Annotated in this window: 9 protein-coding genes; 5 read left to right on the forward strand and 4 right to left on the reverse strand. The window is 70.0% G+C overall.

Annotated elements, in window-relative coordinates:
* Positions 1-32: 32 nt before the first annotated feature.
* Both QUE79_RS07685 and QUE79_RS07690 read right to left on the reverse strand, forming a co-directional pair.
* Positions 33-7,139 carry a beta strand repeat-containing protein gene (locus QUE79_RS07685; RefSeq protein WP_286346150.1) on the reverse strand — a complete coding sequence of 2,369 codons (7,107 nt, stop codon included), beginning with the start codon at positions 7,137-7,139 and terminating at the stop codon, positions 33-35.
* 260 nt (positions 7,140-7,399) lie between these two features.
* A complete protein-coding gene (locus QUE79_RS07690; RefSeq protein WP_286346151.1) occupies positions 7,400-7,768 on the reverse strand; it encodes a VOC family protein in 369 nt (122 codons plus the stop codon).
* 62 nt (positions 7,769-7,830) lie between these two features.
* On the opposite strand from QUE79_RS07690, the gene QUE79_RS07695 reads away from it, so the two are divergent.
* Positions 7,831-8,289 carry a MarR family winged helix-turn-helix transcriptional regulator gene (locus QUE79_RS07695; protein WP_286346152.1) on the forward strand — a complete coding sequence of 153 codons (459 nt, stop codon included), beginning with the start codon at positions 7,831-7,833 and terminating at the stop codon, positions 8,287-8,289.
* A gap of 5 nt (positions 8,290-8,294) precedes the next feature.
* On the opposite strand, the gene QUE79_RS07700 is transcribed toward QUE79_RS07695, so the two are convergent.
* Entirely contained in the window at positions 8,295-8,705 is a 411-nt protein-coding gene (locus QUE79_RS07700) for a hypothetical protein (RefSeq protein ID WP_286346153.1), read from the reverse strand.
* A gap of 158 nt (positions 8,706-8,863) precedes the next feature.
* Between QUE79_RS07700 and QUE79_RS07705 the strand changes: the two genes are divergently transcribed.
* The 4 genes from QUE79_RS07705 (at position 8,864) to QUE79_RS07720 (ending at position 11,048) form a co-directional block, all read left to right on the forward strand.
* Positions 8,864-9,421, forward strand: a complete 558-nt coding sequence (locus QUE79_RS07705) for an MOSC domain-containing protein (RefSeq protein ID WP_286346154.1) — start codon at positions 8,864-8,866, stop codon at positions 9,419-9,421.
* 18 nt (positions 9,422-9,439) lie between these two features.
* Positions 9,440-10,120 carry a GlxA family transcriptional regulator gene (locus tag QUE79_RS07710; protein WP_286346155.1) on the forward strand — a complete coding sequence of 227 codons (681 nt, stop codon included), beginning with the start codon at positions 9,440-9,442 and terminating at the stop codon, positions 10,118-10,120.
* The gene (locus QUE79_RS07715) at positions 10,105-10,389 is read left to right on the forward strand and encodes a helix-turn-helix domain-containing protein (protein ID WP_286346156.1); all 285 of its coding nucleotides are present in this window, start codon (positions 10,105-10,107) and stop codon (positions 10,387-10,389) included. Before QUE79_RS07710 ends, QUE79_RS07715 begins: the two co-directional genes overlap by 16 nt.
* Before the next feature lie 101 nt (positions 10,390-10,490).
* Positions 10,491-11,048 (forward strand): carbonic anhydrase, encoded by a 558-nt coding sequence (locus QUE79_RS07720; RefSeq protein ID WP_286346157.1) that lies wholly within the window; start codon positions 10,491-10,493, stop codon positions 11,046-11,048.
* 34 nt (positions 11,049-11,082) lie between these two features.
* On the opposite strand, the gene QUE79_RS07725 is transcribed toward QUE79_RS07720, so the two are convergent.
* Complete coding sequence (locus QUE79_RS07725; RefSeq protein ID WP_286346158.1) at positions 11,083-11,421, reverse strand: YciI family protein; 339 nt, start codon at positions 11,419-11,421, stop codon at positions 11,083-11,085.
* Between the last annotated feature and the right edge of the window lie 287 nt (positions 11,422-11,708).

Here is an 11,708-nt window from a genome sequence, read left to right on the forward strand (position 1 = left end):
GCTGAGCCCGGCCGGCAGGGTGTCGGTGATGCTCAGGGGCCGACGGCGTCGGACGGCCCCGCGTTGGTCGCGACCAGGGCGTAGCGCTGCAGATCGCCGGCATCGGCAGCGTCCACCGGAGCGCCGGACGCGTCGACCGCCGTCTTCGTGAGAGCGAGGGCGGCTGCAGCGTTCACCGTCACGTCGGCCGTGCTGGAGTCGGTGTAGCTGCCCTGCGTGTCCGTCCAGGCGAGGTTCGCCCGGTTGGTCAGGACGGTGTCGTTCGGCACGGACGAAGCGACGCGTGCCGTGACGTGGAGAGTCGTCGTCCCTGGGGGAACCAGAGCGTCGGTGCAGGATCCCGCGCTGTCGTCGCAGGTCCAGCCGTCGCCCGAGATCGACACCGTGGTCATTCCGACCGGCGTCACGTCGGCCAGCGAGACGCTGCGCGCGGCCGACGGGCCGTCGTTCGTGACGGTCACGTCGTAGGTCGCGAGCGTGCCCGCGGGAACGGTCGAGCCGGAGGTGACCGTCTTGTCGACGTGCAGGGTCGCGGCCGTCGTGATGACGGTGGGATCACTCGCGAACACGGTCGACGGCGCGCCGGGCCCGGTCACGGCGGCCGTGTTGGTGTAGGTGCCGGGGTCCAGCGTCGGATCGGTCGAGGCGACGACGGCGATCGAGGGGAAGGCCGCACCGACAGCCGCCGTGGCCTGAGTCGTGCAGGTGATGACCTGCGCGGCGGCCGAGCAGTCCCAGCCGTCGCCCGTGGCCGACGAGTACGTGAAGTCGCTCGGCAGGGTGTCCGTCACGGTGGTGCCCGCGGGTGCATCCGAGGGCCCGTCGTTCGTGGCCGTGAGCGTGTAGGAGATGTCCTGCCCCGCCCGGATGTCGCCGGCAGGGTGCGTCTTCGTCAGCGAGAAGGCCGTGCGCGGCGTCGAGCCGTTGGTGAACGTCCCGCTGGAATCGGGTGCGTTGTCGGCGTGCGCCGTCGCGACGTTCGTGATCGGCGTCGTCAGGTCGGCGGGAACGTGAGCGACGATGACGACCGTCGCCACGCTCGATCCTGCACTCGCCGACAGAGAGCCCTGCAGGTCGCAGGTCGCGGTCGACGGCGAGGTCGCCGTCTCGGAGCAGGTCCAGGTGCCGGTGGTGCTCGAGGACGACACGTAGGTCAGACCGGCCGGCAGCGAATCCGTCACGGACACGGTGCGGGCGTCGGAGGTTCCCGTGTTGGTGACGGCGACGGCGAAGCTGACGTCGGACCCGGGCTCGACGGTCGACGAGACGAGGGTCTTGGCCACGGACAGCGTGGTCGCCGTGTCGACCGTGGCCGACGCGGAGGCGCTGTTGTTCAGCGGGTTCGGGTCGGTCGTCCGGCCGGTCACGGTCGCCGAGTTCGACAGGGTGCCGGTGAACGAGGACGCCACGGTTCCGGTGAGCAGGATCGGGGGCGCCGGCGTTCCGGCGGAGAGGTCGGCGGTGAGCGTGCAGACGACCGTGCCGGTGGTGATGTCACAGGTCCAGTCGGTGCCGGACGCCGCGACGTCCGAGACGCCCGAGGGGATCGGGTCGGTCACCGTGATGCCGGATCGAGAGGTGGACGGACCCAGGTTCGACACCCCGAGCTGCCAGGTCACGGTGCTTCCGGCGTGGACGGAGCCCACGGTCTTCGAGACGGCGAGGTCGGCCTGCTGAACCGTCGACACGGTCGAGGAGGAGGTGTTGTTCGTCGTGTCGGGGTCGAAGGTCTTGGCGGTCACCGAGGCGGAGTTGGTGACCGACTCGACGGAGGCGTCGCTGTCGGTCGCCGCCGCGACACTGATGGCCGGGAAGGACGCCCCGCTCGCGAGGGTGTCGGTGGCGTCGGTGCGTGTGCAGGTGAACGCGCCGGAACCGTCCGGCGTCGTGCAGCTCCAGCCGTCGCCCGAGGCTCGGGTGATGGTGACGTCACCCGGGAGCGTCGTCGGGTCGTCGGTGACCGTGAAAGGGCCGACGGCCGTGTTGCCGCCGTTGTTGGAGACCGTCAGCTTCCACGCCGTCACGGTCGTTCCGGCGACGAGGGGGTCGGCAGCGCTCTTGACGACGGCGATGTCGGCGGACTGGATCACGGCCGAAGCGGTCGCGGCGGGGCCCGTGTACGAGTTGTCGGCGTCCTGCGAGGCACCGGTCGGGTCGGTGGAGACCGCCGAGACGGAGTTCACGTGCGGGTTGGCCGCGCCCGTGCCCGGTGTCTGCGTGGCGGCAGCCGTCGGCACCGCCTGGTAGTCGAGTTCGCTCGTCGTTCCGGCGCCGGGCAGGGAGCCCAGGTTGCCGAAGGCGAGGGTCTGGACGCCGCCGGCCGTGGTGACCGTCGGGTCGGCGATGGCCTGAGCTGCGCCGCTTGCGACCGAGTAGGTGGCGGAGCCGGGCACGTAGGTCCAGTTCGCCGGCAGGGTGTCGGTCGGGGTCAGCGTCGTCGCGGCCGCGCCGGCGTTCGCGAAGGCCACGCGCCACGGGAAGGGCTGGCCGACGTAGGCGAGCGTTCCGGCGGCTGCGCTCTTCGCGATCGTCACCCGCGGCACGGTCGGCGTGACCTTTGCTGTCGCCGCCGTTCCCGGACCGTAGGCGACGCCGGCGCCCTCCACCGAGTTGTAGGACGCGACGTTGGCCGTGTTGGTGAGAGCCGTCGCGTGCAGCGTCGCGGAGGCGGCAAAGGTGGCCGCGTAGGTATACGTCTTCGACCCGCCGGCAGCGATGGTCACGCCGGTCCAGGTGATCGTGCCGCCACCGGTCGCCGTCTGGCCCGAGAGGGTGCCGTTCGACGCCAGCGAGGACGGGTCGACGATCACCCCGGTGGGAACGACGTCTTTGATCACGGTGTCGAAGGCGGCGCTGGCGTTCGCGTTCGCCGCGTTCGTGGCCGTCACCGCATAGGTGAAGACGTCACCGGGCTTGGCCATCGCGGCGCCCGAGGCGGTGCCACCGGGAGGGGTGACGGTCTTGGCCACGGTCACGGCGGGTGTCGTGACGGTGGTGGACGCGGAATTCGACGGGACCGAGCGGTCGAAGGTCGCCGTGACGGACGTCGGAGCGCCCTTCTCCGACGAGTTCCACTTCAGGAGCGCCGTGTTGGAGAGAGCCGTCCCGCGCGCGGTCGAGACCGTCGTCGACAGCTGCACCGCGAAGGTGACGGTCAGCTTGCGGATCGCGGTACCGGCGGTGATCCGGGGGAAGGTCCAGCCGATCGTCGTCCGGTTCGCCGCGGTCGTCGTCGTCAGCGGGGCGCAGGCGATCGGAGTTCCGTCGAGGGTGCAGGTGGCCGTCCCGGACAGGCTCATTCCAGCGGGGAGCTGATCGGTGAGGGTGGGATCGAAGAGCGTCACGTTCGCGGGCACGCTCGACTCGACCGTGTAGGAGACGGTTCCGCCGGCGGCCACCTTCGGTGCGGACACCGTCTTGTTCACGGTCGGAGCGACCACGGTGACGGTCGCCTGCGCTGCGGTGGCCTCGACGCCTTCGACGGTGCTGTCGCGAACCCCGTTGGGAAGCGTCGAGGTGACGACCTTGGCGTTGTTGGTGTACGTGTCGCTGGACACGGCCGTCGAGTCGACCGTTGCGATGACGTTGACGAGTGTGGTCGCGCCGGGCGCGAGCGTCCCGATGCTGAACACGAGTCGCGTGGTTCCGGTCGGGCACAGTTCGCTGGTCCCGATGACCGGGGTGGTCTGGTCACCCGGAGAGTTCGACGCGAGGGCGACGCCGCTGGTGGTCGAGTTGAACGACTGGTAGGTGAGGCCGACGGGAAGGCAGTCGACGATCACGCTGTCGTAGCCGGGAGGGGATCCTGCCGTATTGCCCGCCGTGAGGGCGAACGTGATGCTCTGGCCCGCTGCCACGCCGGTCGACGGGCTGGCGGTCTTGGTCAGCGTCGGAACGGGTGCGACCACGGCGATCGACTTGCTGGCCGACTGCGGCGGAACGGCGGCCGCGTCCGAGGCGGTCGACACGGTGCTCGTGAAGGTCGCCGTGTTCGTCTTGGTGCCGAGGCTCGTGGCGGGGTCGACCTCCAGGCCGGTGACCTGCACGGTGAAGGTCTGGTCGGCCGCCGTGTCGTCGTAGGTCGCCGGGAAGGTCAGCGTGCCGGTGGGGCTGAGGGTGAAGCTCCCGCCGCCGAAGGAGAACGTGCCCGGGCCTTGGGTCGTGCCATCGGGCAGCGTGACGAGGTAGGTGGGTGACGCCCCGATGATCCCCGAGATGCCGGGATCCGTGAGCACGCCGGAGTAGACGGTGGTGGCGCGCGGCACGGTCACTCCGTACTGGTAGCTCACCGACTGTCCCTGGACGGCCTTGTCGACGGCCGTCTCGTAGGTGGTCGCCGACCCGACCAGTCCGGTCTTGGTGACGGTGGTGGCGGGCACCGTGACCGTGGCCGAGCCGTTCGCCGTCTGCGCGTTCGAGAGGGCGCTGTTCGTGGCCGACAGCGAGGCGGCCGGGTAGAAGGCCGCTTCGGCCGGGTCTCCCGTCGACGTGTCCGTCGTGGGCGAGCCGAACGCGACGACCGATGCCTGGTTGGTGAGGGAGGTGGAGACGCTGACTCCCGCGGGGACCGTCAGCGTGTAGGTGACGGCGGAGTCCGATGAGGCGGCGATCGTCGGGATCGTCCACACGATCACACTCGCCGACGACTGGGAAGGAACGATCCCGAGCGGGGGAGTGTCGGAGCAGGATCCGAGGTTCGAGATGGCGGACACGGCGGCGCACGTGACGCCGGCCGGCAGGGCGTCCCACACGGTGACGTTGTCGGTCTGCACGTCGTTGCCCTGTGCTGCCGTGCCGACGTTGGAGACGTCGACTCGGTAGCCCAGGACGGAGCCCTCCCGAGCCGTCGCCCGGGTGACCGGGCCGGCGACCGGATCGGTGCTGTCGGACACGATCGTCTTGGCCAGGGCCAGCTGCGGGGCCGGCGCCACGCGGAAGTTCGCCCTGTCGCGCAGGGAGAGCGCCTGACCCGCCGTGTTGGTCTCGCTGTACTTCATCAGGTTGCCCTGGACGTCAGGCGTCGTCGCCGTGGAAGCGGGTGACGTGACGAGTGCACTGACGTAGATGACGGCGGTGACGCCCTGATCGACGTAGAGTCCGCTCAGCCCCTGGCGGGTCGAGCCCAGGGTCCAGGCGGCGCGCGAGGTGCGCGTGGTCGGGGCCGAGTACTGACCGGCGGGAAGGGTGTTGCCGGTGCCGGCGTCTCCGAGGGCGGAGTCCTCGTAGGCGGCGTCGGACGGCAGGAAATCGGTGATCCTGGCGTTGCGGGTGAGGGTGTCGGCCGAGAACCGGACGGTCAGCTGGAAGCAGACGCGGTCGCCCAGCTGGAACGCGGGGCCCGACGTGGTCTCGGTCGAGACGTAGTCACCCGCGTGGGAGTCGGCGGCGCAGTCGGCGACACCGGACACGGCGGTTCGGGGCAGGATCTTCTTCGAGATGGTGGGCCCGGTGGTCGTCTTGGTGAAACTCGACGTGTCGGTGACCGGCTCGGTGGAGGGCGTCTGGCCGGTGGCGGGCACGGAGGTGGACGTGCCGGCGATCCTGACGTCGTTCGTGAACGAGTCGCCTGCCGCCGTCGGCAGGCCGGTGGTCGAGTAGGCGGCGCGCATGAGGACGCTGTAGCCGATGGTGACGGACGAGTTCGGCGCGAGGGTCGCGGCGGTCGGAACGAGCGTCAGGGTGAATTTGCCCGTGGAGGCGTCGTAGGCCACGTTCGTGGCGGTGGCGTTCGTGATCGTTCCGGCGACGGAAGGCGTCCGGGACGGATCGCAGTCGGCGGGGACCGGGTCGCCCGACCGAGGCGTGTCGGCGGGGACGGCCGGGCAGAGCCCGTCGTCCTGGACGTCTGTGATCGTCATACCGATGTCGGAGACGTACTCGCTCGACCGGACCAGGAGCGAGTAGGCGCTGAGCCGACCGGCCACGAACGAGGTGGAGTCGCTCGATTTCACGATGGAGAGGTCGGACGCCTTGATCGTGACGGAGTCCGTCGCCGACACCGTCGTCGAGGCTCCGGAGGCGACGGGACCGGTGTAGGTGCCGGTGGCGACGGCGCTGTTCGTGTAGGCCGTCGCGCCTCCGACCTGGCGGGTGAGCGCGCCGGTGTTGTTGTCGAGGTTCGCCGTCTGCCCGAGCGAGGCGGCCGACGGGGCCGTACCGCTCCACGTCGTCGTGTTCGCCCGCAGTGGCACGGCGGCCACGTACTGGATCGTCTGAGGCGTGGTCGACGAGATCGCCCCGAGGCTCCAGGTGACGGCCGTGTAGACACCGGCGGGCTGCCCGGCGGGGTTGCTGACGGTTACCACGCTCACCGGTTGCGGGCAGACACTCGCGGGCAGAGCGGTCGGGTAGGTCTGATCGAGACGGGGCGCACCGCTGTACTCGACCGCGCCCGCCGTGGAATTGTCGACCGCGCCGCAGCCGAGGAACTCGAGACCCGCCGGCAGGTAGTCGACCAGCGTCACCCCGGCGGTCGCGGCATCAGCCGTGTTCTCGACCGTGAGCGTGTAGACGGTCGGCTGGTCGTGGACGCCGCGCATCAGCTCGTGCTCGGGGCTCGGTTCCGACTTCGTGACCTTGAGGGCGGAGATCGTGGTGGCCGAGGAGATGGCCGTGGCGCTGTCCGTGTACGTGCCGGCCACGGCGTTCCCGTTCGCGTCGAACGCGGGGATGGTTCGCGGATCGGATTGCGCGTACGCGCTGGCCGTCCCCGTGAACGTGCTCCCGACCGGAGCCGTGCTCTGCACCTGGAAACCCACCGAGGACGACGACCCTGCGCTGAGGTCGGACAGGTTCTGCCACACCAGCACCTGGTGGGTGACCGCCGGGGGCCCGGCGGAATCCGTGATCGTCACGATCGTCGGATCGCCGGCGTCCGTTCCGGCCGATCCTGCGACGTAGGTCACGCCCGCGGGCAGGACGTACCGGAACGACGCGTTGTACTCGTCGGTCGCCGTCGGATTCGTCGCCGTCAGGGTCACCGTCGCGGGCTGGCCCGCGAGCACGCTGCCGGAGGACGTGGCCGTCAGGGTCATCGTGTTCGCGGCCTGAGCAGCCTGGGAGGGGACGACGGCGAGGCCGATCGCGACCAGCAGGATCGCCAGCACCGCAGCCAGCGGCCGGGTGAACCACCCTGTCACCTTCGATGAGGAATCCTGGTTGAGGAGCGAGGCGACAGAGAAGCGCAACGGACTGCTTTCGGGTTCGAGATCTGTCCAGGTCGGTCTGCGGCGGGAACGCTGGCCGAGGTGCCGTGCGGGTCACGGCGATGAACAGGCGCGTCTCCTCACGGAGACGACGATTTGAGGCATTCTTACAGGAATTCGGGCCACGGGTCATGTCCTCTGTTATGGGGGCACGGGGTTGGCGACCCGTTGCTCGGAAGACCGGCGCGCGCCCCTCAGGCGCGGTCGTGGAGGGTGATCTGGTAGCCGTCAGGATCGGCGAACGTGAAGGTTCGCCCGAACGGCCCGTCGATCGGGGCGGAGACGATGGTGTGACCGTCGGCGGCGAGTGCGTCGTGGATGGCCTGGGTGTCGGTGGCGTGGAGCCAGATCGCCGCGCCGACCCCGGGCTGCGGTGCGGCGTCGAGGTCGACCCCGGGGACGACGTCGCGCAGGGCGAAGGCGATCGGCGTCGTCTCGAAGACGACGGCGTGGGGAGGGCCCGCCTGCGAGCGGACGAGGCCGAGGTAGTGCTCGTAGAACGCCTGCGACGCGTCGAGATCGCGGGCCTGGAGAGAGAGGAAGTCGGGACCGGTGACAGCCATGATGATGCTCCTTTTTGATGTCAGTTTTGTTGACACGCATCACTGTATGTCAGAATACTGACATGAGTCAAGAAGGTGTCGGTGTCGACGTGGACACATCCGTGGGCTTGCTGCTCAAACAGGCGTCGAGCGCCCTGCGCTCGGCCATGGACGCGGCCCTCCGACCGCTGGGCATGAGCGTGACCCACTACGCGTGCCTCGAACAGCTCGCGCAGCGCCCGGGCCTGTCGAACTCCGAGCTCGCACGGGCGACATTCGTGTCGCGGCAGTCCATGAACGTCCTCCTCCAGTCGCTGGAGCATGACGGCTACGTGACCCGGCCGTCGGAGGCGCCCGTCGGCAAGGTCCTTCCCGCCCGGCTCACCGCCGCAGGCCGGCGGGAGCTCGCCACGGCGACGGTGGCCGTGCGGGCGGTCGAGCGGAGGATGCTGTCGAATCTGACCGATCAGGAGGAAACCGCTGCGCGGCGGATCCTGTGGAGCCTGATCGCTTCTCTGGGCCGGTCGACCGAGACGCCGTGAAGGCGTCAGTCGCAGTCGTTCGCGCCGCTGTAGCAGGGGTGGTAGTCGGCGGGCAGCGGGTTGCCACCGGAGGGCGGTTGCCAGCGATCAGCGGGGAAGGCGAGGATGACGACGACGCCGAGCGCGATGAAGGCTCCGACGATGTGCACGCCCAGGAGGATCTTGTGTCCGAGCAGGAAGGCGGCTGTCACGGCGGCGGCGAGGGCGACCGCGGCGACCCCGGTGGTCACGTTGTAGACCAGGATCTCGTGGTCGCTCGGTGGGCGCGCCGGGCCGCCGAACAGAACGAAGTAGAGGGATCCCCACTGGCTGATCAGCCCGAGCACGGCGACGATCGCCACGAACGCACCGGCGAACTCGACCCAGCCCCAGACGACGCGACTTCGAGGCATCACCGCGCCGAGATGATCCTGCATGCCCTGAGGGTAGTTGGAGACGGGATCGGCGCGGGAGGGGCACAAATGCCCCGGCCCGCCTGACCTGGGCATCTGCCCACGATAACGAGAGGCCCGCCCCGCCGGTCGTTCCCGGCGGTGCTCGACGGGTCGGCCCGGGCATGCGTCACAATCGAGTCATGCCCTTGGAGAACCAGATCGGGTCGATCGTCGCCGTGAGCCGGGATGCCGACCACCGTTTCAGCAAGCCCGTCGTCGACGAGATCGTTCTCATCGCGGGCTGGGGGATCGAGGGCGATACCCACGCCGGCGTGACCGTCCAGCACCGTTCGCGGGTTGCGCGCGACCCGACGCAGCCGAATCTCCGTCAGGTGCACCTGATGCACGCCGAGCTGTTCGACGAGGTGGCAGCGTCGGGATACGACGTCGAAGCCGGCCAACTGGGCGAGAACGTGACGACGCGCGGCCTCGACCTGCTCGCGCTGCCCTCGGGCACCCTGCTGCACCTCGGTGACGACGCGATCGTGCGCGTCACGGGGCTTCGCAACCCGTGCCAGCAGATCAACGGGTTCGAGCCGGGGCTGCTGCGACAGGTCCTCGGAAGGGCCGAAGACGGAACCGTCGAACGCAAGGGCGGCGTCATGGCCGTCGTCGTCGCCGGAGGGACCGTCCGTGCCGGCGACGAGATCCGCGTGGAGCTGCCGACGGGCGAGGCCGTTCCCCTGGCGCCCGTCTGACCGGGCTACGGTGGCCGGGTGACAGCTCAGTCAGGAGTGCACCGGGTCGTGGCCCTGGTGTTTCCGGGCGTGGTGGCGTTCGACCTGTCCATCGCCGCTCAGGTCTTCGGCCACCGCGACGAACGCGAGCGCTACGACTTCGTCGTCTGCAGCGAACGATCGGGTCGAGTCGCGACCTCGACCGCGTTCGGCATCGACGTGCGCTCCGGCCTCGACGCGATCGAGGCGGCAGACACGGTCATCGTGCCCGGCTTCTACCCGCTGCTCTCCGTGGAAGGACCCGCGCTGGACGCTCTGCGCTCGGCGGCAGCCCGCGGCGTCAGGATCGCGTCCGTGTGCACCGGTGCGTTCGCCCTCGCGGAGGCTGGTCTGCTGGACGGTCGCGCGGCCACGACGCACTGGGACGAAGCGGAGCACTTCCGTGCTCGGTTTCCGCGGGTTCGCCTCAACGCGGACGTCCTGTACGTCGACGAGGGGCCGATCCTGACCAGCGCCGGCCTGTCCGCGGGAATCGACCTGTGCCTCTATCTCGTGCGGAAGGACCACGGTGAACGCGTGGCCGCAGACATCGCGCGCCGCATGGTCGTCGCCACCCATCGCACCGGCGGCCAGACCCAGTACGCGCTGCGTCCCCTTCCCCGGACGGCGGCCTCGGTCCGACACGCGAGTGGGCCCTGGCCGAGATGCGGCGCCCTCTGACGGTGGGGCGTCTGGCGCGCCACGCGCGGTTGCCGGTGCGCTCGTTCGCCCGGCAGTTCCGTGAGGAGACGGACGTCAGCCCCATGCGATGGCTGACCGTGCAGCGGCTGCACGAGGCCCGGCGGCTTCTCGAAGCGACCGAGCTGCCCGTCGAGGCCGTTGCGGCCGAGAGCGGCTTCGGCAGCGCCGCCACTCTGCGCACGCACTTCGCGCGCGAGCTCGGCACCACTCCGACGCAGTACAGGAAGCGACACAGAGCAGGATCATGAGGCGGCAACGTCGGTCCCTGTGACAGAGGCTCGGCCGAAACCGCCCGCTTTCTGGCCGCGGCGCCCTCGTGGGGCCTCGCCCCGCTTGCTTCGATGGAGGCATGATCGATGCGCACCACTCGACCGTCGACAGCCTTCTCCGAGCCAACGAGACGTTCGCCCGGACCGATCAGAAAGCCGGCGTCCCCGAGATCCCGTTCGTTCCGAACAAGCAGGTCTACCTGATCACCTGCATCGACCCGCGCGTCGATCCGGCGAACCTGTTCGGGCTCACGCTCGGCGACGCGATCGTCCATCGCGTGGTCGGCGGGAGAGTGACCGAGGCCGTCCTCGACGACCTCGCGTGGATCAGCTACCTCCACGAGACCCTCACGCCCGACACCCCCTGGTTCGACGTCGTGGTGATGCACCACACGGACTGCGGGTCGGGGCTCATGGCCGATGACACTCTGCGCCGCGGCTTCGTCGCTCGCGGCTTCCGGGACGACGTCCTCCGAGCGACCGCGGTCACCGACCCGGCTGCGACCGTTGCGCTCGACGTCGACCGCCTCCTGTCGTCCGAGAAGATCTCGGGCAGGATCCGGGTCACCGGGCTCAGGTACGACGTCGACACCGGTCGCGCCGCTCGGGTGACGGGCACGCGGAGCCGGGAGGGCTGATCCGGTTCGGCGTCGGCGGCGGCCTTCGGGGCGGCTAGCTTTGCGGGTCGTACTGGAACTCGCGGAGCTCTTGCGAGCAGCGGCAGGAGACGGCGATCTTGCGGGCCCATTTCTCCGCGGTCTCGCGATCCGGCAGTTCGAGGACGGTGAACCCGCCCCGGATCTCGGAGCCCGGATAGGTCTCGGACGACACGGCCCCGTCGGCGGCGACGAGAACCGGAGCTGTCTGCTCGTCGATGCCGCCGCCGAACACGTACACGCCGGCGGCCTTCGCCTCCTCCAGGACGGCGTGCGCGGCGTCGGCGACGGCGGGGAGCTCCTCGTCGGAGACGACCATGGCTTCGCTCGGGAACGAGATGAGGTACTTGGTCATGGCTCCATGCTGCGTCGCCCGACCCGGGGAGGCAAGGGGCGGCGCTCCTGCGCCGGGCGGAGGTTCGTCGGTGCGGGCGTGCGAGGTGTCGGCGGGTGTTTGCGGGTGTGGGCGGGTGCGCGGGCACCCGCCGATGCGCGCGCCGGCCCGCCGACGTCGGGCAGGACCTCGCGCCTCACCGACAGGCAAAGTCTTCTGCCCGGCGGGAGTCGGTCATACAGTGGACTGCGGATCGATCGACAATTTGGCATGCTGATTCAGGGGTGCGAGGTTCGTCGCGTCGCAGG

Origin of the sequence: Frondihabitans sucicola (assembly GCF_030296615.1) — a bacterium.
Classification (GTDB): domain Bacteria; phylum Actinomycetota; class Actinomycetes; order Actinomycetales; family Microbacteriaceae; genus Frondihabitans; species Frondihabitans sucicola.